The organism is Microbacterium sp. Clip185 (genome assembly GCF_028743715.1).
Lineage (GTDB): Bacteria > Actinomycetota > Actinomycetes > Actinomycetales > Microbacteriaceae > Microbacterium.
In genome coordinates this window covers 83,192-108,941 of record NZ_CP117996.1, presented here as the reverse complement: position 1 = coordinate 108,941, position 25,750 = coordinate 83,192, and the positions used below count along the sequence as shown (strand labels likewise).

The following is a 25,750-nucleotide window of genomic DNA, read 5'->3' as shown; positions in this document are numbered from 1 at the left end:
CCGCGTCCCATCCTGCCGCGGGCGACGTGCCCGCGGGTGAACCCGCGTCGAACGCTACCCGCGTCAGTTGACCGCGCCGCCGACGGGCGCGGCGAACTCGTCGAGCGCAGCGACGACCTCGGGCGAGAGCTCCGCCTTGCTCGCGGCGATGGCGTCATCGATCTGACCCGGGCGCGAGGCGCCGATGATCGCCGTGGTGACGACCTCGTCGCGCAGCACCCAGGCGACCGCGAGCTGCGGAATCGACAGTCCCGCATCCTTCGCGACGCCGTCGATGCCCCGGATACGGCGCAGGTAGTCGTCGGTGAGCGCGCTGCTGTTGAGGAAGTGACTGTCGGCGGCACGCGAGTCGGCCGGGACACTGCCGTCGAGGTACTTGGCGGTCAGCAGCCCCTGCGCCAGCGGCGAGAAGACCGCACTGCCCACCTGCAGCTCGCGCAGCGCGGGAAAGAGCTCGGCCTCGGGGGTGCGGTCGAACAGCGAGTACCGGGGCTGGTGCACGAGCAGGCGCACACCCTCGGCGGCCAGCAGGGCGTGGGCGCGACGCGTGAGCTCGGCCGGGTAGTTGGAGATGCCGACATACAGCGCCTTGCCGCTGCGCACGATGTCGACGAGCGCCTGCATGGTCTCTTCGAGAGGAGTCTCGGGGTCGACGCGGTGGGAGTAGAACACGTCGACGTAGTCGGTGCGCATCCGCGTGAGGCTCTGCTCGAGCGAACGCATCAGGTACTTGCGCGACCCGCCGTCGCCGTAGGGTCCGGGCCACATGTCGTAGCCGGCCTTCGTCGTGAGGAACAGCTCGTCGCGATAGCGCCGCAGATCGCTCTCCAGCACGGTGCCGAACGTCGTCTCGGCGGCGCCGTAGGGCGGGCCGTAGTTGTTGGCGAGGTCGATGTGCACGATGCCGCGATCGACCGCGTGGAGGAGGATCTCGCGCTGCGTCTCGATCGAGCGGCCGCGACCGAAGTTCTGCCACAACCCCAGCGAGACACGGGGAAGACGCACCCCGCTGGCGCCGGCGCGAGCGAACGGCACGTCGTCGTAGCGGGTCGCCTTCGCGATGTACGGGGACAGCAAGCGGGGGTCATCGGCGGCGATGGGCATGACGATCCTTCGGGAGGGAAAGGGGTGCAGTTCGCAAGCCTGCCACACCCGCTGGACACGCGGCCCGCCGCCGGCACGTTTCGTCTCGCGAGTGCGCCGCTCGCTCAACGACCGGAGACCGGTCCGGCCGTTGAGCGAGCGAAGCGAGACGAACGCCGTCAGCGGATCACTCCTGGATGAAGGCCAGGATGTCGGGGTTGATCACGTCGGCGTGCGTGGTCAGCATGCCGTGCGGGTAGCCCTCGTAGATCTTCAGCGTCGAGTTCTGCAGCAGCTCGTGCTGCTTGAGAGCCGCATCCTTGTACGGAACGACCTGGTCGTCGTCGCCCTGGATGACGAACACGGGAACCGTGATGGCCTTCAGGTCCTCGGTCTGGTCGGTCTCGGAGAACGCCTTGATGCCCAGGTAGTGGGCGAGCGCGCTGCCGGTCATGCCCTGGCGCCACCAGTTGTCGATGACGGGCTGCGAGGGGGTGACACCCTCACGGTTGAAGCCGTAGAACGGACCGGATGCGACGGCCTCGAAGAACTCGGCACGGTTGGCGGCGAGCGCCTCACGGAAACCGTCGAACACCGAGATCGGCGTGCCCTCGGGATTGGCGTCGGTCTGCACCATGAGCGGCGGCACGGACGACACGAGGACCGCCTTGGCGACGCGGCCCTGGGGCTCGCCGTACTTCGCGACGTAGCGGGCCACCTGGCCACCGCCGGTCGAGTGTCCGATGTGGATCGCGTCGTGCAGGTCGAGGTGCTCGACGACCGCGTTCACGTCGCTCGCGTAGTGGTCCATGTCGTGGCCGGTGCCGATCTGCGAGGAACGGCCGTGTCCGCGGCGGTCGGTCGCGATGACGCGGAAGCCCTTGCTGAGGAAGAACAGCATCTGCGCGTCCCAGTCGTCCGACGAGAGCGGCCAGCCGTGGTGGAACACGATGGGCTGCGCGTCGGTGCTGCCCCAGTCCTTGAAGTAGATCTCTGCGCCGTCTTCGGTGGTCACGTAGGCCATGGGAAACCTCCAGGGTGTCTTGTTTGAGAGTCGTTGAGGGGGAGCGCTCTCGAGCCGGAAGGGCCGAGGGTGCGTTCACGATAGCTCCGCGCCTCACGCGCAGTGCTTCGACATCTGTCCAGACAATTCCCACGGCTCCGACGCGCTCGCCGCGTCGCCGGAGCGGCTCAGCGGTAGGTGTCGAGTCGCCGCAGCGGCGGCTGCGCACCCTCGTGCGTCACCGCGTCCGCGCCGACGGCGCAGGCGGCGGTGAGGGCCGTGACGTCATCCCATCCGGCGTGCAGCGCCAGCGTAAGGGCGGCGCAGAACGCGTCGCCCGCGCCGACGGAGTTGACCGCGGCGACGCGGGGGGCACCCACCCGGGCGACCTCGCGGCCGCCTTCTCGCAATGCCGCACCGGCCGAGCCGTAGGTGACCGCCACTCGGCGGGCGGCGGCGAGCGCGGGCAGCAGCTCATATTCGGTCTCGTTGACGATCACGAGGTCGGCCCGCTCGAGCACCGCCTGCGGCACCTCGCGCGCGGGCGCCGCGTTCAACGCCAGGAACCCGGGAACCTCGGCGAGCGCCGCGATCGCCGACACCGGGATCTCCTGCTGGGCCAGGACCGCCTCGTCCGCCTGGAAACCGACGCCGTCGAGCCGGACGGTGTCGTTCGCACCCGGGCACACGACGATCTGGTTCTCGCCGGCCTGGTCGACGATGATCAGTGCGGTGCCGGTGGGATCGTCGCCGAGCCAGACATCGCTCGTGTCGACGCCCGCATCCCGCAGGTTCTGCAGCATCGCGTGGCCGTCGGTGTCGTCGCCGACGGCGCCCACCATGCGCACGCGAGCGCCGAGACGTGCCGCGGCCACCGCCTGGTTGGCCCCCTTTCCGCCGGCATCGCGGCGCAACCGCCCGCCGAGGACCGTCTCGCCGGCGCCGGGTAGGCGCCCGGCCGTGGCCGTCAGATCGACGTTGATACTTCCCACGACGCAGAGAGGACCGAGCATCCCCCCATTCCACCACGCACCGCAGCCCCGGATGCGGCGCCTGGGCGCAGGAGGAGATATAACCGAACAGGCGGACGAGGGGGTCGCGCCCCGACCCACCGAGGAGAACGATGACCGAGCCCACCCCCGTCTACCTGGACTGCGACACGGGCGTCGACGACGCCGTCGCACTGGCCTACCTGCTCGCTTCCCCGACGATCGACCTCGTGGGCGTCGGCACCGTCAGCGGCAACATCTCCGCCGCAGAGGCCACGCGCAACACGCTCGACCTGCTCGCCCTCGCCGGTCGCGACGACATCCCCGTGGCTCAGGGCGCGCACGATCATCTCGACCACCCGTACGGGGGCGGCGCGCAGTGGGTGCACGGCGCCAACGGCATCGGCGGGGTCGAACTCCCGCGGAGCCCGCGGGAGGCGGACGCCCGCTCGGCCGTGGAGCTGCTCATCGACCTGTCGCACACCTACGCCGGGCGTCTGCACGTGCTGACCATCGGACCGATGACGAACCTCGCGCACGCCCTCGAAGCCGACCCCACCCTGCCCGAGCGCGTCGCCGCCGTGACGGCGATGGGCGGCGCCGCCCTCGCCCCCGGCAACATCACGGCAGCCGCCGAGGCGAACGTCTACAACGATCCGCAGGGGGCGGCGGCCCTGCTCGCCGCTGACTGGGACGTCACGCTCGTGCCCTTGGACGCCACCATGGAGCACACTATGAGCGAACAGCAGCGCGAGCGGCTCGTCGCCGACGAACGCCCGTTCGTCTCGGCGATCGGACACATCCTCGATCACTACTTCGACTTCTATCGCGACACCTACGGACACCGCACGTGCGCGCTGCACGACCCGCTCGCCGCCGCGATCGTGGGCGGCATCACCCCGTCGCGCGCGCCCCGTGTACCGGTGACGGTCGACGCGACCGACGGCCCCGGGCGCGGTCAGACGATCGCCGACCTGCGCGGGCAGCGGATCGCGGCGCGCGACCACGACGGGGTGCGCACACGCATCGTGCTCGATGTCGACGCGGGCGTCGCCGACCACCTGATCGAGACGATCCTCGCCGGCTGAGGGGTCAGGCCACCGGTTCGTCGGCGCGTCGGGCACGCGGCGCCATGAGCACCGCACCGATGCTGGCGGCGATCACCAGCGCGATGCCCGCGATCTCGAGCACGCTCAGATGCTGCCCGAGCAGGAGGAAACCGGCGATCGATGCTGTCGCCGGTCCGAGACTCATGAGGATCGCGAACGTGGATGCGGCCAGTCGCCGCAGTGCGGACAGCTCGAGCGCGTAGGGGATCGTCGACGAGAGCACGGCGACGCCGGCCCCGAGCGCCAGCAGATCGGGGCGCAGTAGTGCGCCGCCCGCATCCACGATGCCGAAGGGCAGTGAGAGCACGGCACCCACGGCCATGGCCAGCGCGAGTCCGTCGAGACGCACGAACTCGCGTCCGACCCGCGCCGAGGCAAGGATGTACAGCGCCCAGCTCGCGGCGGCTCCCAGGGCGAAGACGACGCCGAGCGGGTCGAGGCGGTCCCATCCCCCGCCCCCGAGTGCGGCGACACCCAGGAACGCGAGTCCGGCCCAGAGCCACGCGGACGCCCGGCGCGCCGCGATGATCGACAGCGTCAGCGGCCCCAGAACCTCGATCGTCACGGTGACGCCGAGCGGCAGACGTTCGAGCGCGAGGTAGAACAACCCGTTCATCAGGGCCAGCACGAGACCGAATCGCGCGACCGCCCACCACGCCGCGCGCGAATGCCCCCGCAGGCTCGGCCGCGCGATCAGCAGCAGCACGATCGCCGCGAAGACGAGCCGCAGCATGACCATGCCGAGAGGCCCGACCTCGTCGAACAACAGAACGGCGAGCGAGGCGCCGACCTCCTGGCAGGCGAGGCCGACCAGGACGAGGGCGACGGCGGAGGTGGATCCGGAGCGAGCGGTCACGAAGCGGGCAGCGGGCACACGGCCGCGGCGGCGATCGCGTCGTGGTACTGCTGCGCGGTCCAGGGCAGACCCGCATCCGGGGTGCTCTGGCCACTGGCCGCGGGCGCCTTGGACGCGATCGAGGCGAGCTCCCAGGCGAGGTAGGCGCCCACCATGTCGTTGGCCGCGGAGTTGTTGAGCACGACCGAGACGGTCATGCCCGTGGTCGGGTCGGCGAAGGATGCGGTGATGTACCCGGGCACCGAGCCGAACTGTCCGATGAGCGAGCCGGCCTGGAACGCACCGCCCGTAGCGGTGAGCCACGACGGCTGGTCGGGCGCGACGAGCATCGGGGAGGCGAAGCGCTCCTTGCCGCCGAACGTTCCGGCGGCAAGCGCCTGCGTGTACCGGCCGACATCGGCGATCGTGGAGACGACACCCGCGTTCGTGAATCCGAAGCTGGAGGACATCGTGGTCATGTCGCGCGGCTCGGCGCAGTTCATGGCGCCGTCGGCACCGGGCTGCGACAGCAGACCCGTCAGAGCAGGCTGTCCGGGCTTGGCTGCGGTGCGTCCGGGAAGGCTGGTGTGGGACAGGCCCAGGGGCGCGAAGACGTGCTCGGAGAGCAAGGTCGCCGCGCTCTCGGAACCGGCGTTCTCCAGCGCGAGTCCGAGCAGAACGTAGGCGGTGTCGGAGTCGCGCCATGCGACGCCGGCCGTGGCCGGGTCGAAGCCGGTGATGCCGTAGGCGGCGAGCTCCGCAGCGTTCCATTCGCGCGCAGGCAGTCCGATCGCGTCATCCTGCAGCACGGCACCGTAGGAGCCCAGACCGCTCGTTCCGTCGCACAGCATGCCGAGGGTCACGCCGCTGAGGCCCGCGACACTGGGGACGTACGTGCGCACCTCGTCGTCGAGCGAGACGGTTCCCGCGTCGACCATCTCGTACAGCACGTCGCAGATCATCGGGCGGGTCAGCTCGCCCACCCGGAACACGTCGTCGGTCGAGGCGTCGCCGACACCGGCCACCCACGATCCGCTCCACGGCGCCCAGACACCGACGATCGCGCCGGTCGAACCGGTCGCGGCCATGGCGAAGTTGACCGCGGATTCGAGCTGCGTCTGCGTGTCGGCGGGGAAGGCGCCCTCCACCTGAGTCGGCACGTCGATCTCGACGCTCTTCGCCTGCGTGCATCCCGCGAGCGCGAAAACAATGGCGGCTGCGCCGGCGATCGCGGCGGCAGCGCGTTTGAAGCCGGAACTGATCGGCATTTCACCCCCGCGGTCGTGCTCCAGCATTCAAACACACCCACATCACAAGACCATCACGGCTCTTAGGCTGTGCTGCATGACGCACGTTTTCGACGATGAGACGCTGGCCGGTGTTCTCGGGCACATGAACTCCGATCACTCCGACGACAACCTGCTCTTCGCGCGTGCTTTCGGCCCGCATCCGGCACCCGTGGGCGCCCGCATGGTCGGCTTCGACGGCGACGGCGGCGACTGGATCATCACGGCGGCCGGCGGTGCCAGCATCGACATGCGGCTGACATGGCCGGGCGGCCCCATCACCGAACGGCGCGAGGTGCGACGGGAGATCGTTGCGCTGTATGACGCCGCGTGCGCCGAGCTGGGCATCGAGCCGCGCCCACATTGACCGCATCCGACATCCTGGGCGAATTGACGATTTAGGTTCTGCTTACCTGAAGGTATAGTGGGCGGCATGAGCGAGCCGATCCCGTTCTCCGCAGCCCTCCGCGAGCGTTCCAGCGGTGCCCACTCGGGCAGCGAAGGCGCCGGATTCATGTCCGACCTCATCAAGGGCGAGGGCACACGCGACGACTACATCGCGCTGGTCGCGCAGCACTGGTTCATCTACGAGGCACTGGAGTCCGCGGCGGAGCGGATGCGGCGCGACCCGGTGGCTGCGGTGTTCATCAGCGAGCGCCTCACCCGCCTTCCCGCCCTCGCCGCCGATCTCGAGTTCCTCGTCGGTCCCGACTGGCGCGAGCGGATCGAGCCGTTGCCGACGACGCGGCGCTACGTCGACCGCATCAACCAGGTCGGGGCGACGTGGCCGGGCGGGTTCGTCGCCCACCACTACACCCGGTACCTCGGCGATCTGTCGGGCGGGCTGTTCATCGGCAAGCTCATGCAGCGCCGGTTCGGCTTCGACACCAATGGCATCGGGTTCTACATCTTCGCGGACATCGCCGACCCGAAGGAGTTCAAGGAGCACTACCGTGTTCAGCTCGACGCCGCCCCCTGGGACGAGGCCGAGAAGGAGCGTGTGATCGACGAGGTGCTGCTGGCCTACCGGTTCAACACCGAGCTGTTCGAGGACCTCGCCCGGGCGAAGGCCGAAGCCGCGGCCTGACCCCGCGCGGCGCGCCCGTCGGGCACCCTTCCTATGCCCGAGTTGCGTCGCATATGCGCAATTGCCACACCCTTCCGCATCCGCCACAGTCATTGACTGGCGCATCTGCGCAGAACTGTCGCCCTTTACCAGCCCGCCCCCACCTGGACCCGGCCTCACCTCGACCCGGCCCAGCCCCGCCTATGGCCCGAGCCCGGCGTCCCGATCGCCGCATCCGCCCCCTGTCGAGGGCCACACTTTTGCGCAACTGCCACAGTCAATAACTGCCGCCGCTGCGCAGAAGTGGCTCATCTGCGCATATGCGACGCAACTCGGGCACGGAGAACCGGCCCCGAAGGCGGAGAACCCGAACGTGGACCGGAGGGGATGCGTCAGGCGCGGGCTCGGGACATGAACCGCTGCACGTCGGGATCGACGCGGATGTCGGAGGGGCGGAGCGGCCGCGACAGGTACAGCCCGTCGAGCGAGGTCAGCCGGGACAGCGCGACGTAGGTCTGCCCGGGAGCGAAGGCCCCCGCCCCGAGATCCACGATGGCGCGATCGTACGTCTTGCCCTGCGACTTGTGGATGGTGACCGCCCATGCCAGCCGCAGCGGGAACTGCGTGAACTCGGCCACGACCTCCCTGCTGAGCGAGCGGGATGCGGCGTCGTACGCGTAACGGAAACGTTCCCAGACCGCCGGCTCGACGTCGTAGTCGCGGCCGTCGATCTCGACCCGAACGATGCTGCCGGCGATCTTGACCACCGTGCCGATCGTGCCGTTCACCCAGCGCGGCCCGTCGCCGTAGGACTGCGTGTCGTTGCGCAGGAACATGACCTGCGCGCCGACCTTCAGCTGCAGCTCCTGCTCGGCGGGAAAGGCGGCCTCTCCGCGCCCGAAGTCGCCACTGACCTCGGCCCGCGCGGTCTGCACGCGACCCGCGAGGGCGTCCAGGTGGCGCCGGTTGATCGCATTGACCCGGTCGTTGCGGGTCGCGAGCGTGATGATGGGCTCATCCGCGGAGAACTCCGGAGGTGTACGTGCGCCGGTGTCGTTGAGTATCTTCGCCATGTCCGCGGTGACCTGCCCGTAGCGCACGGCGTTCAGCAGCGCCTTGAACCCCGGGTCCGATTGCCGATGGATCTCGCGCAGCTCGGCGACGTGGAGGTCGGCGCCGTACCGCCCCATGTCCATGAGGCCGTCACCGCTCGACTCCCCCGCCCACACGTGCGCGTCGAAGAACCAGAACGAGTGGTAGTGATCGCGCACGTAGCGCAGCTCGTCGCCCCGCGGCGGCACGGGCGCCAGCTGGTACGGATCGCCGAACATGACCATCTGCACGCCGCCGAAGGGCTCGGCGCGGCGGCCGCGGGCCTGGCGCAGCGCCCGGTCGATGGCGTCCATGAGATCCGCGTTGACCATGGAGATCTCGTCGATCACGAGCGTGTCGATCGCGTTGAGGAGCTTGCGGGTCGCATCCGACTGGTCGAGCTCGCTGTTCGCGATGAGGCCGATCGGAAGCCGGAACAACGAGTGGATGGTCTGTCCCTCGACATTGAGTGCGGCGACGCCGGTCGGGGCGCACACGGCGATCTGCTTCGACGTGTTCCAGGCCAGGTGCTGAAGCAGCGTCGACTTGCCGGTGCCGGCACGGCCGGTCACGAACACGTGCTCCCGAGTGTCCTCGATGAGCCGGAACAGCGCCTGCTGCTCGGCGGAGAGGGCGGGGGTGCTCACCGATCCATGCTAGGCGCCGAACGGTCAGATGACGCCCGACGGCGACTCCCCGGGCTTTCGCGGGGACCCTTTCCTAGACTTGCCCCGTGAGCCGTTCGACACGACCCCGGCGCCCCGGCGTGCGCCTGGCGTTCGATCTCACGGCTCTCGGCCTCGTCGGTGCGCTCCTGATCGCGGCCCTCGGCGCGGGAACCGCGGCGCTGTATCAGGAGTTCTACAGCCCCGCCGCCTTCGTGCAGCGCTATCTGAACATGCTCGAATCCGGGCGCGCCGCAGACGCTCTGGCGCTGCCCGGCGTCTCGCTCGATTCCTCCGAGCTGACGGATGCGGGGCTGCCCGCATCCGCATCCGACGCGCTCCTGCGCAGCGCCGCACTCAGCTCCCTCACCGACGCTCGCGTGGTGTCCGAACAGGCCGACGGCGCCGACACGGTCGTGACGGCCAGCTACGTGGCCGGCGGACACGACGGAACCACGTCGTTCCGGGTGCGCAGCAACGGGACGCTCGGCATCATCCCCACGTGGCGGTTCAGCCAGAGTCCTCTCGCGGTCATGAACCTCATGGTGCTCGGCTCATCCACGTTCGACGTCAACGGATTCCGCGTCGACCGGCGCCAGGTCTCGCCCGACGGCGTCGACGCCGACCCCGTGGCTCCCGTGTCGCTGCTCGTGTTCTCGCCCAACCTCTACTCGGTCACGGTCGACAGTGCGCTCTCGACCTCCGAGGGGCTCGCGGTTCTCGCGGACGCGCCCATGGTCAACGTCCCCGTCACGGTGCAGACCAAGCCGACGGACGAGTTCGTCAAGGTCGTGCAGCAGCGGGTCGAGGAGTTCCTCACCGCGTGCACCACACAGCAGGTGCTCCAGCCCACCGGATGCCCGTTCGGGTTCGTCGTTCGCAACCGCGTCGAGAAGCTTCCGACGTGGTCGATCACGCAGCAGCCCACCGTCGAGGTCCTCCCCAACGGTGCGGGCTGGGTCATCCCCGACGCGGATGCGGTCGCGCACATCGATCTCGAGGTGCGTTCACTGGCCGACGGTTCGCTGCGCGAGGTGTCCGAGGACGTACCGTTCGTGGTGAACGGGACGATCGACATCCTCCCCGACGGCACGGCGTCGATCCGCGTCGGAGGCTACGACCCGGGGCTCTGAGTCAGCCCTCGCCGCGGCGCGCGTCGCGGGCCGCGATGGCCGCCAGGCGCGCGTTGTACTCCTCGAGCTCCGCGTCGCCGGTGCGATCGGCCTGACGGTCGTTGGATCGCTGCAGCCGTTCGTCGCTGCGGCTCCACTGGATCGCCACGGTGATGCCGAGGATGAGGGATGGGATCTCTCCGATGCCCCAGGCGACACCGCCGCCGACGTACTGGTCCTCGAGCGGCGTCGCGCCCCAGGTTCGGCCCATCGAGCCGAACCACTCGGCGGCGAACAGACCCGTCTGCATCATGATCGCCACGCCGAAGAACGCGTGCATCGCGATGACGACCACGAGAGTCAGCAGCCGGAACGGGTAGGGGAAGCGCAACGGTACCGGATCGATCCCGATGAGCGACAGCACGAAGAGGTAGCCCGTGATCAGGAAGTGCGTCACCATCCAGATGTGCCCGAGGTGATCGTAGAGCGACCAGCGGAACAGGTCGGTGTAGTAGAAGATCCACAGTGACGCGACGAAGTTGAGGGCCGTGAAGATCGGATGCGTGACGACCTTCGCGAACGGCGTGTGCACCGCCCACAGGATCCACTCGCGCCCGCCGCGGGTGCCGTCGTCGCGTTTGCGGATCGCGCGCAGCGCCAGGGTGACCGGGGAACCGGGCACGAGCAGCAGCGGGATCGCCATCGTGAGCAGCATGTGGCCGACCATGTGCACGCTGAAGAGGTACTCCTGGTACGCGTTCACCGCACCCGAGGTCACCCACAGCAGCAGCAGCATGCCGGCGACCCACATGATCGTGCGGTACAGCGGCCAGTGGTCGCCACGGCGACGCAGGCGCCACACGCCGGCGAGGTACAGGAAGATCCCGAAGGCGACGACGAACAGCCAGAGCAGGTCGATGTTCCAGGCCGTGATCCACCGCAGCGGCGTGAGCTCCGGAGGCAAGGGAGCGTCGGTGAGGAACTCGGCAGGGGTGCGGGCGACCGGCGGCTGCTGGTCGGTGGGCGGGGGCGTGCGGGCGAGAGCGGCGGCGGCGCCGCTCGCTATGCCCATGAGGGCGAGTTCCACGCCGATGAGCGTCCAGAACCGTCGCGCGCTCGCGTTCTCGTTCATCCGCGAGATGAGCCGCAGGCGGTACCAGGCGCCGAGCAGGCCGAGTCCGATGAGGGCGACGACCTTGACGGCGAGAATCCCGCCGTAGGGGCTCAACAGGGCGGGCAGCGCCTCCACGCTGACCCACGCACGGACGGACCCCGACACCGCGACGACGATGAACGCGACGAGAGCGATGCTGGAGTAGCGCCGCAGCAGGGCGATCTGACCCGAGCGCGCCACGACCGGTCGGATCACGACCAGCAGCACGAGGCCTCCCAGCCAGACCGCAGCGGCCAGGATGTGCAGCACGAGCGAGGTGACGGCGACGCTGTGGTTCTCGAGCTCTCCGGAGTGGCCCTGCGTCCCCATGGGCACGAGGGAGGCGAGCGCCAGGATCGCGACGAGCAGAGTCGGCGTCCACGCACGCACCGCGAAGGTGAGCACCGTGAGCACGGCGCCGGCGACCGTGGTGATGAGCCACGTGCGGCCGAGCTCGACCTCGACGAGAAAGCGCCCCAGCTGCTGTCCGAAGACCGCATCCGCACTGGGGGCCGCGTTGAAGACGTTGACGAACGTGAAGAAGCCCGTGACGGCGGCGGCGACGGTGAACACCGCGGCCCCGATGGATGCGGTGTCCAGCGCGACCTCGAACGCGCGATCCTCCGGGCGCAGACCGAACAGTGCGAGCACGAGGGCTCCGACCATGGTCGCGGCGGCCAGATTCAGCACGAGCGTGGCGATCGGAAGGCCCCACCGGACGACCGGCCCGGCGTCGGCGATGACGAGCGGTGCGGCACCCCCGCCGTAGGCGAGGGCGACGATGAGAGCGACGAGGGCGGTGACCGCGAGGATGACCGGGCCCGCGACGCGGAGCGTCGTCGCCGAGGTCGCTCCCGGGCCGCCCGTGCGGGAGCCGGCGGCGCGGGCGTGGGCGGTCGTCATCACCGTTCTAGCCTAGGCGCGCCGTGCTGTCGGCTCGCCCAGACGACGAAAAGGGGGGAGCCTCACGGCTCCCCCCTCACAGACGTTCGTCGATTACTTGACGGCAGCCTTGAGCTTCGAACCGGCGGTGACCTTCACGCGCTTGCCGGCGGGGATGGCGATCTCGGCGCCGGTCTGCGGGTTGCGGCCGGTGCGAGCGGAGGTCTCGACCTGCTCGAACGCGATCCATCCGGGGATGGAGACCTTGGTGCCCTTGGCGACGGCCTCGGAGACCGTGGAGAAGAGGGAGTCGAGCACGCTCGACACGGTGGACTGGCTCTGTCCCGTGGCGCTGGCGATGCTCGCGACGAGCTCGGTCTTGGTGATGGACTTGTCGGCCATGTGGGTTGTCCTCCAGGCGGCGATGCGCCGCTTTCTTGACTTCGGTCCGGGACTCGGCCCCGGTTGGTCGGATCGACCGAGCACGAATATACCCACGAACCCCGTGATTCCGCGGATTTCGGGCGTGAACCGCCCACATCTGACGGCGTGTCCCGCCCGAAATCACCCGGAAGGGGTGAAATCGGCCCGACGGAGCGTGGGAGAACGACGAAGGCCCGGAACCTCAACGGTTCCGGGCCTTCGTACGGATGCGGGTGCTTACCAGCTGGACTTGGTCACACCGGGCAGCTCGCCACGGTGAGCCATGTCGCGGAAGCGCACACGCGAGATGCCGAACTTCGACAGCACACCGCGGGGGCGGCCGTCGATGACGTCACGCGAACGCAGGCGCACGGGCGACGCGTTGCGCGGCAGCTTCTGCAGGCCGACACGGGCGGCCTCGCGCTGCTCGTCGGTGGACTCGGGCGAGACGAGCGCCTTCTTCAGCTCGGCGCGCTTGGCGGCGTAGCGGTCGACGACCTCCTGGCGCTGCTTGTTGCGCGCGATCTTGCTCTTCTTAGCCATGGATCAGCGCTCCTCTCGGAATTCGACGTGCTTGCGGATGACCGGGTCGTACTTCTTGAGCACGATGCGGTCGGGGTTGTTGCGACGGTTCTTGCGCGTCACGTAGGTGTAGCCCGTGCCGGCGGTCGAACGCAGCTTGATGATCGGACGGACGTCCTGTGCCTTCTTCGCCATTAGAGCTTCACACCCTTCGCGATGAGGTCCTTGACGACGGACTCGATGCCGCGCGCGTCGATGACCTTGATGCCCTTCGCCGAGACGTTGAGCTTGACGTTACGACCGAGCGACGGCACGTAGTACGTCTTCTTCTGCACGTTCGGGTCGAAGCGGCGCTTCGTCCGGCGGTGCGAGTGCGAGATGTTGTGACCGAAGCCGGGAACCGCTCCAGTCACCTGGCACACTGCTGCCATGGTGATGTCTCCTTCTGTACCGTGACGCCGGACGGCGCCACCCAAGATCCCTTGTCTGCGCCCACGATCGACCCGGCCGTTTCCGACCCGGAAGAGGATGTGGACACGAACTGCGCGCAGGAGTGCGCACAGACAAGGAGTCAGTCTAGCACGCGCGGCGTGTCGCCTTGACGCGCACCCTCCCCCGACGGACTTCGCGCCGCCGTTGTCCACAGCGCACCGCGCGCTGACGCTCTCGAGCGATGCCGCCCTGCCACGATGACGTGACGGCAGCGATCGCCGTCGATTCGGGGGAGACGATGACGGAAACACCGCAGGGCGGCCGCTGGCCCGCATCCGCGCGCGAGCTCGGCGATGCGCACAAGTGTCCTTCGTGCTTCGCCGTCATCACCGGCTCGCCCTGCGCCGTCTGCGGTCAGCCCCTGGACGACCCTCGCATGGGTCAGGTTCTCGCGATCGGCCAGACGATGGCGGATGCGGAGGCCGCGCGTCAGAGCATCATGACCGCCGTCCGCGAGAGCGCCGAAGCCGCGCGGCAAGCGGCCCTCGCTGAGCGGGCAGCCGTTGCGGAGCAGGCAGCCCTTGCGGCACGGCAGCAGACCGCCCCGCCGGCTCCCGCGGTTCCCGCTCCGGCCGCACCCGTTGCGGCCTCCGCCGCTCCCGCGCATTCCGCACCGGCTCCGGCGGCTCCCGTATCCCCGCAGGCCGGGGCGCCGTCGCCCGCCCCCGAGCCGCTACCCCGCCGGCGCCGCCTCACCGTGCCGGTGCTGCTACTCATCGTCGGTGTCTCCCTCGTCGGCGTCGCGGCGGTGTTCTTCCTGCTGCTCGCCTGGTTCGTCGCCGGCATCGCCCTGCGCGCGGTGATCGTGGGCGGGATCACGCTCCTCACGATCGCCGGCGCGTCGCTGCTGCGGCGTCGCGGCCTCACGGCAACGGCGGAGGGCATCGCAGCGCTCGGCGTCGTGCTGCTGGCACTGGACACCTGGGCTGTGTACGCCAATGATCTGTTCGGCGCGGCGAGCCTCCGACCGGCCGCCTGGACCGGCAGCGGCGCCCTCGCGGTGGCGGTCATCGGCCGCGCGTGGGCGCGCTTCTCACGTCTGCGCACCCCCGACCTCGCCGCTTCCCTCGCGCTGCCCACGGGGATCGGACTCCTCCTCGGCGGCGCCGCCGCACTGCCGCCGTCCGAAGCGCTCGTCGCGGGCCTGCTCGGTGCCGCGGTCGGTGGGCTCGCGCACGCGCTTCCCGCTCCCGCATCCTCGGCGCGGCCGGGCACTGAGGGCGCCGTCGAGCGACTCGTGCTCGCGATCGTCGGACTCTCGGCTCTGGCGGTGGGCGCACTGCTGACGCCGCTGTTCGTCGAAGGGGTCGGCGGAGCGATCTGGGCCAACGCCGGCGTCGTCGTGATCGGGTCCGCGTACGCGTTCGTGCTGCGCCCGGCGGCACGCGAGCGCGTCGCCGGTGTGTGGCTGGGCGCTGCCGCCTCCGTGCTCGCCACCCTCGCTCTCGCGACCGCCGGATGGCAGCTCGCAGCCCGAAGCGACCTGCCCGTCTTCGGGGTGCTGGTCGCCCCCGTCCTGGCCGTCGCCGCGGCGGTCGCGCTGGACCGTCTTCGCGGGCGGCTGCCCTGGCTCCTCGCCGCCGCCATCGCTGCCGGGATCGTCGCCGTCTGCTCGCTCGCCGTGCACATCGTGATGTGGTCGGTGCGGGCGGCGCTGGCGATCTCCGAGAACTGGAGGCTGTGGCGCACCGAAGCGTTCGATACGCCCGGGGCGTCGCTCGAGATCCCGCTGCTCGCGCTCCTCGCCGCCGCGGTGCTCAGCGCGCTCTTGTTCACCGCTCCGACGGCGCGCCGCGGCTCCCTGCGGCACATGCGCCCGGTGGTGTGCGCCCTTCTGCTGACCTCGGCCGCGGCCCTCACGCTGATCCCCGCGGCGGCGGTCGCTGGCGGTGTCATCGTGGCGGCCGCATCCGTCGTCGCGATGCGCAGGCGCGCCGACATCACCGGATGGGTGATCGCCGGCTTCATCGGCGCCGGCGTCGCGTACCTGACAGGCCTGTCAGCGATCGCGTTGTGGGTCGTCGCGGTCGCGGTCGCCGCGTTGCTGCCCGTGGCCCATCGGCTGGCCGCGCGGGCCACGGGCGGGCTCGCCGTGGCTCTCGCCCTGCTCCCGATCGGCGTGCTCGCGGTGTCGGCGACGATCGCGCCGAACGCGCTGGCCGTCCAGCTCGGCGGAGCATCGGATGCGGCCGCCGCGGGCTGCGCGTTCGTGCTGCTCCAGTGGGTCGCGCTGGTGTCCGCCCTCGCCTCGCTGCTCGGGTGGCGCGATGGTGCATCGCGCCAGGCGCTCGCGCTGTCGACGAGCCTGCTGCTGGCCGTCTCGCTCGCCGCCGCGGCAGCGCTGGGCACCTCGCCGCTCGCCGAGCGCGCTCTGCTCGAGCCGGGCCTCGGCATCGCGCGAGCGGCACTGCTGGTCGCGGCGCTGATCGCGCTGACCGCACGGCACCGCGAGAGTCCCTTCGCGTGGGCGAGCGCCGTGTTCGTCGCACCCGCCGCGGCATCCGGCGCGGTCGCGCTGCTCACCCTCCTCGTCGCGCCGCCGTTCACCGCCGCGCTCGTGACCGCCGCGGTCGCTGCGCTCGTCGTCATGGCCGGTGCGGCGGTCGCGCTCCGCGCCCGCATCCCGCACGTGCGGCTGGCGTCCGACGTGGGCGCGGCGATCGTGATCGCGGTCGCCGCCTGGCCGACACCGCTCCCGCGCGGTCGAGTGCTGTTTCCCGTCCCGGCCGAGTGGGGCGGGACGTTCGTGGCGATCGTGGCTGTGGCGATCGGTGCCGCATCCATCACCCGCGGCTGGCGCGCAGCCCGGGCGGGGGGCGTGCCCGTCACCGCGGCTCTCCGACGCCTGCTGGCCTGGCCGACGGTCGCGGCAGTGACCGGCGCGCTGTGGCTGTGGCTCGGGTCGGCATGGCCCGACGCCGCCCTCGAGGCGTACGTCGTCCCGCCGGCCGTGGGCCTGATCGCCTTCGCGCTCGTGCTGACGCGGCTGGGCCGCATCCCCGAGGCGACGGTCGCGGCCGCACTCGGCGTGGGCGTCGGTCTTCTGCCGCCCGCGGCCACCGCGCTGGGAGCGGACACCACGCGCGGAATCGTCGCGGCTGCGATCGCCACGGCCATCGCGGCCGCGGCGGCGTTCCTGGCGCGCCTGCGTTCGTCCGCCCCCGGGCTCGCCGGGGCCACCACCGCCCTCGGCGCACTGCTGCTCGCGACAAGCGGCCTCGTCGTCACCGGTCCCGAGGTCGCGAGCGTATGGGGGGCGGCCGCCGTCGCCGTGACGCTGATCGTCAGCGTCGGCCTCGCGCGCGACACCTCCGCCGCGGCGACGAGCATCGCCACCCTGGCCGGCCCCGCCGCGGTCCTCGTCGCTGCGGCCGCCGTCGTCAATGCGGTGGCGACGCACGGCTCGTTCCCCGTGGGCCTGGCGTTCGTTCTCATCCTGCTCGCCCTGCACCTGGCCTCCGCCGGTACGCACCGCATCCCGTTGACACCGGCACTGCGCTGGACCGCATGGGGCGCGGCTCTGGTCGCCGGCGCCCTGATGCTCGCCGGCGGCGTGTTCACCGAGGTCGAGCCGGCGTTCGCCCCAGCCGGGGTCGCGCTCGCCGCGGGGGCCGTCATCGCCGCCCTCCGCGCCGACCGCACCAGTGCCCTCGAGCGGACCGCCTGGCTCGCCGGCCTCGCGATCACCGCCCTGCCGAGCGTCTTCGCGCCGATCGAGCCGCTGCGCACCTGGCTGGTGATCTCGCTGGTGCTCGCGTCCGCCCTCATCCTCGTGTGGGCTCCCCTGCCCGACATCGGTCGCCTCAAGACACCCTCCGCCCTTGTGCTCCTCGTCGCCGCGTGGGCGATGGCGGTCCGCAGCGCGGGAACGGTGGCGGGAGCACCCACGATCGCCGCCCTCGTCGTGGGCGTGGGCACGGTCGCGGTGGCGGCGGGCCTCGTCCGGATCGGCGCGGGAGCCGGAGTCCCCGCATCCGTCGCCGCGGTGGGCTCCGCGTTCGTGGTCACAACCGTCGCCCTGCGGCTCGACGGAGCGGCGCCGACGACCGCCGTCACGATGAGCGCGGCGGCGCTGGTGGGTGTGGCGGCCGCCCTCGCCCTGGGGCGCGAGCGCTGGCGCGGGGTCGCCGCCGTCGCAGCGGTCGCGAGCGCGGTGACGCTGGCCACGACGGCGGGAATCCGCATCCTGTTGCTGACCCAGCTGCCGGGCGCGCTCTTCACGGGCGAGCCGGAGCTGTGGAGCCTCGCGGCGCTCGGACTCGTCGCAGCCATCGCGGTCGCCGCGCTGCGCACGCGTTCCGGCGGTCGCGTCGATCTCGCCGCGATGATCGTGATCTCCGCCGGGGTCGGTGCGTTCACGATCGCCGAGCTCGCCGCGTTCGACGGCGCACAGTTCACAGTTCGCGTGCTCTTGATCACGGCGGTGCTCAGCACGGCGGGAACCGCGGGGTGGGCGCTGCGTGGTCGCAACGGCCTCGTGCTGCTCGGCACCGCCGGCGCCTTCGCCCTCGTCACCGCGGCGTCGACGGCGCCGGCGGTGATCGCGACCATCGAGGTCATCACGCTGCCGCCCGCTCTCGCGGGACTCGCGGTGGGCATCGCCCGGATGCGGGCCGAACCCTCCCGGCGCTCGTGGCCCGCGTTGGGCGGATGGCTCGCCCTGCTGACGCTGCCCTCGCTCGCCTACGACCTCGATGCGGATGCGGAGCTGTGGCGCGTGATCGCGCTGGGCGTCGTGGCGATCGCCCTCGTCGTGATCGGAGCGATCCGGAGTCTGCAGGCGCCGCTCGTGGTGGGTGCGGCGGTGCTGCTCGTTCACGCGATCGCGCAACTGTGGCCGTGGATCGCCGCCGCCTACGTGGCCTTCTGGTGGCTGTGGCTGGGTCTCGGCGGTGTGGCGCTCATCTTCCTGGCGGCCCGCTACGAGAAGCGGATGCGGGCCATCAAGGCGGCCTTCGCCGCCGTCACCGCGCTGCGCTGAGCCCGGGTCCCGCCCCGCGGCCCCAGCGAAACGCCGACACGGTGGGATCGTCCGGGATCCAGAAACGCCACGGGAACTGGTCGCCGCCGGCGACACCCGCCACCCCGACGCGCGGTCCGGTGGCGATGTCCCGGCGCGGACTCACCGGAAGGAGCAGCCGGGCGCGGGCCCCCGCCCGGATCTCACCGGTCACGGCGTCGACGCCGTCGTGCACGGGATGACGAAGACCCGATGCATCGCCGAGGCGGCCCGGTCCGCGCGCGAGGTCCCGGTCGTGGCGCACGACACCGCGCTCGCTGCGGCGGCGTCGGGCCGTATCCGCACCCTCGACGACCTCCGCGCCGCGCAGCAGCACACCGCCGGCGGTCCCCGCCGGGCCGCAGACCACGTTCACGCAGGAGTGGATGCCGTGGCTGAGGTACACGTACAGATGACCGGGCTCGCCCCACATCGTGGCGTTGCGCGGCGTCGGCCCCATGCGCGCATGCGACCCGGGATCGGGAACGTCGCCCGTCCCGCGGCCGTGATACGCCTCGACCTCGCTCAGGCGCAGCACGACCCTCTCGCCGCCGAGCTCGGTCTCCAGCAGCGCGTCGAGCAGGCGCGGCGCGACCTCCAGCGGCAGGGCACTCAGTGCCTCGCGCGTGGCCGGAACGTGGGTCGTCATCGCAACGGAACCTGGCACCACGAGATGTCGAAGGCGCCGAGACTCGAGACCTCGGTCTCGCTGTCGAGATCCAGGATGTGGGTCTCCACCGTTTCGGGAACCGGCAGAGCGTAGGTGGTCACGTACGGGTTCTTGGCCGCATCCGGTTGCACGAGCACGGCCGCGTACCGCCCGGACGGCGAGACGCACGTCTGCAGCAGCGCCGAGCTCGCCGCCACCGTGAAAACCGGTTTCGCATGACCCTCACCGTCCACCAGCAGGAGCGAGGATCCCGCCCCGTTCGGGTCGGTGTACTGGCGCAGCGTCCGCTCGCCCGTGAGCGGAACGACGCCGCCGAGGTATCCCGTCGCGTCCTGCGTCGAGACGAGCGGCTTCTCCGAACCGTCGACGAGCGAGATCGTGACGAGCCCGTCTGCCCGCAGCACGATGGCCGTGGTCGATCCGCGCGCGATGCCCTCGATCTGCGCGGCCGCCCCCAGGTCGACGGGATCGGCCCCCGACGGCGGCGCGAGCAGCAACCGGCCCTGGAACGAGAGCATGAGGATGCTGTCAGTGTCGGGGACGAAGCTCCACTGCGCCACGCTCGCCGGCTGACCCGATACATCGATGCGGGTCGGCGGGGTATCCGCATCGGCGGGTTTGAGCGAGGCGGTGTAGAGCACGCTCGCCCGGGCTCCCGCCGCAGACATGTCGGGGTCCGTGTAGGTGTAGCCGATGGTCTCGCCACGATCGGCGGTCTGCAGGTCCTGGATCGGCCCCGAGCCGGGCAAGGGGAGAGATCGCTGCCCCTGCCCGTCGGGGTCGGTCACGATGAGCTCGTTCGAGCCGTCGTCGTCGACGACCGACATCACGAGGTGCGCGCTCGTCGCCCGGAAGTCCTCGATATGGCGGTGCGTGAAGACGGGAACAGCGTCCTCCCCCGACAGCGACGTGCGAAAGACGGTGTCGTGCTCGCCGTCCTCGCCGCGTTGAAGCAGGTACACCGACAACGGCGGCGTGCGGAAGCTCTCGGTGAGCGTGACGGCCGCATCCGATCCCTGCCCGGTGACACCCGCGATGGTGACCGTGTAGTCGGTGTCGTCGCGCAGGGGCAGCGTGAAGCGCACGCCTATGCTGCGACCGGACGTCTCCACCGCGAAGTCCGCGACGGGACTCACCGTCACCTGCGAGGGGTCGATCGAGGTGAGCGTCTGCGACGTGGTGAGGATCAGGCGCGAGCCGGATGTGGACACCGCCGCCTGCGGGTCGAACTGCATGTTCGTCACCCTCGGGCCCTGAAGCGTGCCGACCGCGCCGGCGGCGGCTCCCGCGACCGCCAGCACGGCGAGCACGATCGCGAACGCGCCGAGGTACGCGCGGATGCGCCGACGCCGGGACTGCTCGCGCCGCGAGGGGCGCGCGGCGTCAGTACTCATAGGGATCGCTCGGCTCGTCGATCGGCGTGACCTGTTCGGCGACGATCGCCAGCTGTCCGGATCCGGTCGCGCGCACCGTGCCCGAGACGGTGACCCACTGCCCGGTGGACGGCGGGGCCGCATCCGCCGAGATGGCCAGGCGCGCCGGCTGCGCGTCGATCACGCAGTGCGTGATGACCAGACGACTCAGATCGAACCCGCCGTCGGTGTCGCCGCTGACGAAGCCCGTCAGGGTCACGGCGTCCCCCTCGAACGCATCGGGGTTGGTCGCCGTGGCGAACACCGCCGCCCAGTCCCCCACCCCGAACTTCGAGGTGTCGCCGGTCGAGGCGAGCGAGACCACATCCGATCCGGCGAACAGCGGAGGTGCGCCGACGTCGCGGGATGCGGCGAGCTCCGCCGAGAGGGATGCCGGCGGAAGCGCCAGCATCGTGACCACGAGTCCCGAGGCGAGGACGCCGCCGGCTACCGCCGCAAGCGCGCCCGGCGACACGCGGCGCTCGTGAGCGTGATGCGCGTGGTCGTCGTGGTGGACCTCGCCGTGGTCGTGGCCGTGGTCGTCTTCCGCGCCCAACGGCAGCACGAAGCTCAGCGCCGTGCCGACGAGCACGACGACGGCCATGCCGATGGCGAACCAGGCGCCGTCGGGGTTGATGTAGAGGCCGATGCGCCCTGTGACGGCGAGCACGAGGGTGATCACGGCGAGGGCCGCGGCGAGCCCCGCGCCCAGCCAGCGGGTGAGAACGCTACGCAAGGAGATTCACCACCGCTCCGAGCGCGAAGGCGAACAGCAGGACGGTGGTGACGATCCCGACGAGCGCCCTGGTCGAGAAGGTCGTGCGCAGCAGGGCGATCATCTTCACATCCACCAGCGGGCCGGTCACCAGGAAGGCGACGAGCGAGCCGGGGGTGAACGTCGAGGCGAAGGAGAGCGCGAAGAAGGCGTCGATGTTCGAGCAGATCGAGACGACGATCGCCAGCGCCATCATCGCGACGATCGACAGCACGGGATTCGAGCCGATCGCCAGCAGCGCATTGCGCGGCACGAGCACCTGCACGGCGCCGGCGAGCGCGGAGCCGATGACGAGGGCGGGCATGACCGCCCTGAGCTCGACGAGGAACTGCGCCAGGGAGCGACGCCCGCGGCCGCCGCGCTCGTGCACGACGACCTCGCACGTCGCGCGGAAACGATCCGTCAGCAGCGCGTCGGGTGAGGGGTGGCGGCTGTAGAGCCAGCCGATGAGGTTCGCCACCGCGTAGCCGCCCACGAGACGCGCGATGAGGATGCCGTCGCTGAAGCCGAAGGCCTGATGCGTCGTGATGATCACGATGGGGTTCACGATCGGCGCCGCGATGAGGAAGGTCATGGTCTCGGAGACGCTGAATCCGCGCATGAGCAGGCCGCGCGCGAACGGGACGTTTCCGCATTCGCACACCGGCACGATCATGCCCAGCAGAGACAGCACCGCCCGCCGCGCCCAGGCGCGACGCGGCATCCACCGCTCGAGGACACCGGCCGGCAGCCACACCTGGACGAGGATCGAGAGCACGACGCCCAGCGCCACGAACGGCAGCGACTCGATGAGCACGCTGAGCGCAAGGGTCACGCCGTCCTGGAGGCGGGTGGGAACGTCGGCAGGCAGCAGCTGCGGCGCGAAGATGTAGATCGCCGCCATGACGACGATGAGCGCCAGTCCGAGACTCAGCGCCACCGACGTCCGCGAGCCGGACGAGCGCCGTGCGGGCGCTGACCTCGCGCGCTCGGTGCGACTAGTCGTCACGCTCATTCGTCCGGGCGGCGGTGCACGAACCGCAGAGCCCGAAGATGTCGACGACGTGCTCGGCCGAGGTGAAGCCGTGGCTCGCGGCCGTGCGCTGGGCCCACTCCTCGACCTCCGAGGCCTCGATCTCGACCGTGAGACCGCACTGGCGGCAGATGAGGTGGTGGTGGTGGCCGCTCGTCACGCAGGCGCGGTAGAGGTTCTCACCCTCCGGGCTCTGCAGCGAGTCGGCGTCACCGCCGGCGGCGAGCCCCGCGAGCGCACGGTAGACCGTGGCCAGGCCGATGCCGGTGTTGTCGTCGCGCAGCCGCGCGTGCAGCGTCTGGGCGCTGACGAAACCCTGCGCGTCGGAGAGGGCTTCGCGGACGCGCTCGCGCTGCCAGGTGTTGCGCTGAGCCATGCCCGAATCCTACCCGCGCACCCTGGCAGCGGGCCGGGCAGTCTTCTCAGGCGGCACGCGTGACGCGGTCGCGGCGTGCTCCGATCGCGCGGCAGACGATGTAGATGACGAACGAGATGGTCGTGATGTACGGGCTCACCGGCAGGGTGCCCGCGACCGCAAGCAGGATGCCGCCGACGGCGGAGACGAAACCGAACAGGGCCGACAGCAACGGGACCGCCACCGGTCCGTTGGAGATGCGCATCGCAGCGGCCGCCGGCGTCACCAGCAGCGCAAGCACGAGCAAGGCACCGATGATGTGCACCGAGACGGCGACGATCATGCCTAGCAGGAGCATGAACAGCAGCGAGACGACACCCGTGGGGACCCCGCGGGCGGCCGCGGACTGCGGGTCGAGCGAATCGAAGCGCAGCGGGCGCCAGATCGCCAGGAGCCCGACGAGCACGATCGCCGAGATGACGATGAGCACGCTGAGCTGGCCGCTCTGCACGGACACGATCTGGCCGGTGAGCAGGCTGAAGCGGTTAGCGCTGCGTCCGTTGTACAGCGAGAGGCACAGGATGCCGACGCCCAGACCGAACGGCATGAGCACGCCGATGATCGAGTTGCGATCCCGGGCGCGCGCGCCCAGCCATCCGATGATCCCCGCCGCCACGAGCGAGCCCACGATCGAGCCGGTGACGACGTCGAAGCCGAGCAGGAGCGCGGCCGCAGCGCCGGCGAAGGACAACTCGCTGATGCCGTGCACCGCGAAGGCCATGTCGCGCTGCATGACGAACACGCCGATGAGACCGCCCACGATGCCGAGCACCGCACCGGCCCAGACGGAGTTCTGCACCAGCTCGAGGATCTGTCCGTACTGCGCGACGCCCCCGAACAGGGCATCGCCGATGTCGCTCCAGTTCACAGGGCGTCCTCGTGGTGGTGATGGTGGGACTCGTCCGCATCCGGAGCGCCGACGACAACGAGGCGATCCCCCGCGCGCAGCACGTGCACCGGTGCGCCGTACAGCTCGCTCAGCACGTCCGAGCGCAGCACCGTCTCGGGGGTGCCGAGAGTGAAGGCGCCGTTCGCGATGTAGAGGATGCGGTCGACGGAGTCCAGGACGGGATTGATGTCGTGGGTGACCAGCAGCACGCCCGCACCGCTCTCGCGGCGATGCCGGTCGATGAGCCCGACCACCGCGCGCTGATTGGCAAGGTCGAGGCTCGTGAGCGGCTCGTCGCACAGCAGGAGGCGCGGATCGTCGGCGAGCGCCTGCCCGACCCGCAGCCGCTGCTGTTCCCCGCCCGAGAGCAGACCTACAGGTCGTTCCGCGAACGCGGATGCGCCGACCGCATCGATGAGTGCGTCCACGCGCGCCCGATCGGCGCGCCGAGGAAACGGGAAGCCGAACCGGTGCCCGTCGACGCCGAGCCGCACGAGATCCCGGGCGAGCATCGCGGTGTCGCGCGCAAGCGGGCGTTGCTGCGGGACGTAGCCGATGCGGCGGTTTCCCGCGCGGGTGACCGGCTCGCCGAGCGCCGTGATCGAACCTTCGGCCAGCCGGTCGAGGCCGAGGATCGCGCGCAGCAGCGTCGTCTTGCCGGCGCCGCTGGGTCCGAGGACGGCGACGAGCTCGCCCGGTTGGAGGCTGAGGTTCAGTCCGCTCCACAGCACGCGTCCGCCGCGCTGGAGCGCGGCGGACGCGATGCTGAGCGGAAGGGGGGTTTCTGCCACTACTTGAGCGCGTCCTTGATCTGCGTTGCCATGTCGACCATCCACGAGACGTAGGTGTCGCCGTCGGGCAGCAGCTCGGACGCCTTGATCACCGGAACGCCCACCTCCGCCGCCTTGTTCTCCACCTGCGTGGTCTCAGCACCAGCGGCCTGGGCGTTGACGAACACGATCTTGACGTCGCCGCTACCGATGAGTCCGAGTGCTTCCAGCAGCGTAGCGGGCGGCACATCGTCGCCCTCTTCAACGGCCTCGCTGAACTCCGACGGGGTGTCGTTGACCAGCCCCGCGGCCTGCGCCAGGTAGAGCGGAACGGGCTCGGTGACGAAGATCTTCTCGCCCTTGTGCGCCTTCGAGATGTCGTCGAGGATCGGCTGGATCTTGCCGCTGACGTCGGCTTCGAAGGCGGCGGCGTTCGCCTCGAACGCGTCGGCGTCGCCCGGGTCGATCTCGCCGAGCTGCGCGGCGATCTCCTTCGCGACGGCGACCATCGTGTCGGGCTCGTAGAAGACGTGCTCGTTGAAGCCCTCGACCGCCTCGGAGGCGTCGGATCCGGTCCACTCCGGCGAGAGGCTCACCGCGTTGATCACCGGCGCCGTCGTGCCGGACGCGCTGACCAGCGACCCGACGAACGGGTCGTATCCGCCGCCGTTCGCGATCACGAGCTTCGCGTTCTTCATCGTCAGCTGGTCGGCCGCGGAGGGCTCGAAGTCGTGCGGGTCCTGGCTGAAGGAGGCGATGAGCGAGGTCACGGAGACGTGGTCTCCGCCGACGGTCTGGGCGATGTCGCCGTACACGTCGGTGGAGGCGACCACGTCGATCTTCGCGCCGCCTTCTCCGGCAGTCGAGGCATCGGCGGGCGAACTCGCGGAGCAGCCCGCGAGGGCGAGAGCGGCAGCGGCGAAGGCCGCGGGAACGAGGAGGAGTCGGGTCTTCAGGGGCATGGCGGTCACTTTACGCCTACTGATAATCGTTATCAAAATCGCTGCGGCGCCCGCACTGCGGCCGCGACAGTGCCCGCATCCGGCGCGTGCCGCATCCGCATCCGCCGCGTCTTTCCGCCGATCTCGCCCGCTTT

General features: G+C 70.7%; 24 protein-coding genes. 5 read left to right on the top strand and 19 right to left on the bottom strand.

Annotated elements, in window-relative coordinates:
• Positions 1-63 precede the first annotated feature (63 nt).
• The 3 genes from PQV94_RS00570 to PQV94_RS00560 form a co-directional block, all read right to left on the bottom strand.
• Positions 64-1,104, bottom strand: coding sequence for an aldo/keto reductase (locus tag PQV94_RS00570; protein WP_274286875.1), 1,041 nt, complete (start codon positions 1,102-1,104; stop codon positions 64-66).
• A gap of 166 nt (positions 1,105-1,270) precedes the next feature.
• A complete protein-coding gene (locus tag PQV94_RS00565; protein ID WP_274286874.1) occupies positions 1,271-2,107 on the bottom strand; it encodes an alpha/beta fold hydrolase in 837 nt (278 codons plus the stop codon).
• 167 nt (positions 2,108-2,274) lie between these two features.
• Complete coding sequence (locus tag PQV94_RS00560) at positions 2,275-3,099, bottom strand: ribokinase (protein WP_274286873.1); 825 nt, start codon at positions 3,097-3,099, stop codon at positions 2,275-2,277.
• A gap of 110 nt (positions 3,100-3,209) precedes the next feature.
• On the opposite strand from PQV94_RS00560, the gene PQV94_RS00555 reads away from it, so the two are divergent.
• Positions 3,210-4,163, top strand: coding sequence for a nucleoside hydrolase (locus tag PQV94_RS00555; protein ID WP_274286872.1), 954 nt, complete (start codon positions 3,210-3,212; stop codon positions 4,161-4,163).
• 4 nt (positions 4,164-4,167) lie between these two features.
• Here the strand turns inward: PQV94_RS00555 and PQV94_RS00550 are convergent, their stop codons facing one another.
• Both PQV94_RS00550 and PQV94_RS00545 read right to left on the bottom strand, forming a co-directional pair.
• On the bottom strand, positions 4,168-5,040 hold the full coding sequence (locus PQV94_RS00550) for an EamA family transporter (protein WP_274286871.1): 873 nt from the start codon (positions 5,038-5,040) through the stop codon (positions 4,168-4,170).
• Positions 5,037-6,287, bottom strand: a complete 1,251-nt coding sequence (locus PQV94_RS00545) for a serine hydrolase domain-containing protein (RefSeq protein ID WP_274286870.1) — start codon at positions 6,285-6,287, stop codon at positions 5,037-5,039. Before PQV94_RS00545 ends, PQV94_RS00550 begins: the two co-directional genes overlap by 4 nt.
• 76 nt (positions 6,288-6,363) lie before the next feature.
• Between PQV94_RS00545 and PQV94_RS00540 the strand changes: the two genes are divergently transcribed.
• Both PQV94_RS00540 and PQV94_RS00535 read left to right on the top strand, forming a co-directional pair.
• The gene (locus PQV94_RS00540) at positions 6,364-6,672 is read left to right on the top strand and encodes a DUF2470 domain-containing protein (RefSeq protein ID WP_274286869.1); all 309 of its coding nucleotides are present in this window, start codon (positions 6,364-6,366) and stop codon (positions 6,670-6,672) included.
• A gap of 66 nt (positions 6,673-6,738) precedes the next feature.
• Positions 6,739-7,392, top strand: coding sequence for a biliverdin-producing heme oxygenase (locus tag PQV94_RS00535; protein ID WP_274286868.1), 654 nt, complete (start codon positions 6,739-6,741; stop codon positions 7,390-7,392).
• Positions 7,393-7,763: 371 nt separating this feature from the next.
• On the opposite strand, the gene PQV94_RS00530 is transcribed toward PQV94_RS00535, so the two are convergent.
• Complete coding sequence (locus PQV94_RS00530; RefSeq protein WP_274286867.1) at positions 7,764-9,110, bottom strand: ATP-dependent DNA helicase; 1,347 nt, start codon at positions 9,108-9,110, stop codon at positions 7,764-7,766.
• A gap of 86 nt (positions 9,111-9,196) precedes the next feature.
• Here PQV94_RS00530 and PQV94_RS00525 point away from each other — a divergent pair, with 86 nt between their 5' ends.
• Positions 9,197-10,261, top strand: coding sequence for a hypothetical protein (locus PQV94_RS00525; RefSeq protein WP_274286866.1), 1,065 nt, complete (start codon positions 9,197-9,199; stop codon positions 10,259-10,261).
• Between the two features lies 1 nt (position 10,262).
• Here the strand turns inward: PQV94_RS00525 and PQV94_RS00520 are convergent, their stop codons facing one another.
• From PQV94_RS00520 to rpmB, 5 genes are all read right to left on the bottom strand, one after another.
• Positions 10,263-12,296 (bottom strand): cytochrome c oxidase assembly protein, encoded by a 2,034-nt coding sequence (locus PQV94_RS00520; RefSeq protein WP_274286865.1) that lies wholly within the window; start codon positions 12,294-12,296, stop codon positions 10,263-10,265.
• Between the two features lie 93 nt (positions 12,297-12,389).
• Entirely contained in the window at positions 12,390-12,677 is a 288-nt protein-coding gene (locus PQV94_RS00515) for an HU family DNA-binding protein (RefSeq protein WP_137418589.1), read from the bottom strand.
• 258 nt (positions 12,678-12,935) lie between these two features.
• Complete coding sequence (gene rpsN, locus PQV94_RS00510; protein WP_137418588.1) at positions 12,936-13,241, bottom strand: 30S ribosomal protein S14; 306 nt, start codon at positions 13,239-13,241, stop codon at positions 12,936-12,938.
• Positions 13,242-13,244: 3 nt separating this feature from the next.
• On the bottom strand, positions 13,245-13,415 hold the full coding sequence (gene rpmG, locus PQV94_RS00505; protein WP_005051772.1) for a 50S ribosomal protein L33: 171 nt from the start codon (positions 13,413-13,415) through the stop codon (positions 13,245-13,247).
• Positions 13,415-13,651 carry a 50S ribosomal protein L28 gene (rpmB, locus tag PQV94_RS00500; protein WP_137418587.1) on the bottom strand — a complete coding sequence of 79 codons (237 nt, stop codon included), beginning with the start codon at positions 13,649-13,651 and terminating at the stop codon, positions 13,415-13,417. The genes rpmG and rpmB overlap by 1 nt, the downstream gene beginning before the upstream one ends.
• A gap of 299 nt (positions 13,652-13,950) precedes the next feature.
• On the opposite strand from rpmB, the gene PQV94_RS00495 reads away from it, so the two are divergent.
• Positions 13,951-18,693, top strand: a complete 4,743-nt coding sequence (locus tag PQV94_RS00495; RefSeq protein WP_274286864.1) for an SCO7613 C-terminal domain-containing membrane protein — start codon at positions 13,951-13,953, stop codon at positions 18,691-18,693.
• Here PQV94_RS00495 and PQV94_RS00490 read toward each other — a convergent pair.
• The 8 genes from PQV94_RS00490 to PQV94_RS00455 are packed head-to-tail and all read right to left on the bottom strand — an operon-like array spanning position 18,677 to position 25,616.
• Positions 18,677-19,360, bottom strand: a complete 684-nt coding sequence (locus PQV94_RS00490) for a DNA-3-methyladenine glycosylase (protein ID WP_274286863.1) — start codon at positions 19,358-19,360, stop codon at positions 18,677-18,679. The two genes, PQV94_RS00495 and PQV94_RS00490, sit on opposite strands and share 17 nt — an antisense overlap.
• Positions 19,357-20,775 carry a hypothetical protein gene (locus tag PQV94_RS00485; RefSeq protein ID WP_274286862.1) on the bottom strand — a complete coding sequence of 473 codons (1,419 nt, stop codon included), beginning with the start codon at positions 20,773-20,775 and terminating at the stop codon, positions 19,357-19,359. Before PQV94_RS00485 ends, PQV94_RS00490 begins: the two co-directional genes overlap by 4 nt.
• Positions 20,765-21,529, bottom strand: a complete 765-nt coding sequence (locus PQV94_RS00480) for a TIGR03943 family putative permease subunit (RefSeq protein WP_274286861.1) — start codon at positions 21,527-21,529, stop codon at positions 20,765-20,767. The genes PQV94_RS00485 and PQV94_RS00480 overlap by 11 nt, the downstream gene beginning before the upstream one ends.
• A complete protein-coding gene (locus tag PQV94_RS00475) occupies positions 21,522-22,562 on the bottom strand; it encodes a permease (RefSeq protein WP_274286860.1) in 1,041 nt (346 codons plus the stop codon). The genes PQV94_RS00480 and PQV94_RS00475 overlap by 8 nt, the downstream gene beginning before the upstream one ends.
• Positions 22,546-22,956: a Fur family transcriptional regulator gene (locus PQV94_RS00470; RefSeq protein WP_274286859.1), complete on the bottom strand. Its 411-nt coding sequence runs from the start codon at positions 22,954-22,956 to the stop codon at positions 22,546-22,548. The genes PQV94_RS00475 and PQV94_RS00470 overlap by 17 nt, the downstream gene beginning before the upstream one ends.
• 46 nt (positions 22,957-23,002) lie before the next feature.
• Complete coding sequence (locus tag PQV94_RS00465; protein WP_274286858.1) at positions 23,003-23,863, bottom strand: metal ABC transporter permease; 861 nt, start codon at positions 23,861-23,863, stop codon at positions 23,003-23,005.
• On the bottom strand, positions 23,860-24,675 hold the full coding sequence (locus PQV94_RS00460; protein WP_274286857.1) for a metal ABC transporter ATP-binding protein: 816 nt from the start codon (positions 24,673-24,675) through the stop codon (positions 23,860-23,862). Before PQV94_RS00460 ends, PQV94_RS00465 begins: the two co-directional genes overlap by 4 nt.
• Entirely contained in the window at positions 24,675-25,616 is a 942-nt protein-coding gene (locus tag PQV94_RS00455; protein ID WP_337994362.1) for a metal ABC transporter solute-binding protein, Zn/Mn family, read from the bottom strand. Before PQV94_RS00455 ends, PQV94_RS00460 begins: the two co-directional genes overlap by 1 nt.
• Positions 25,617-25,750: the final 134 nt, after the last annotated feature.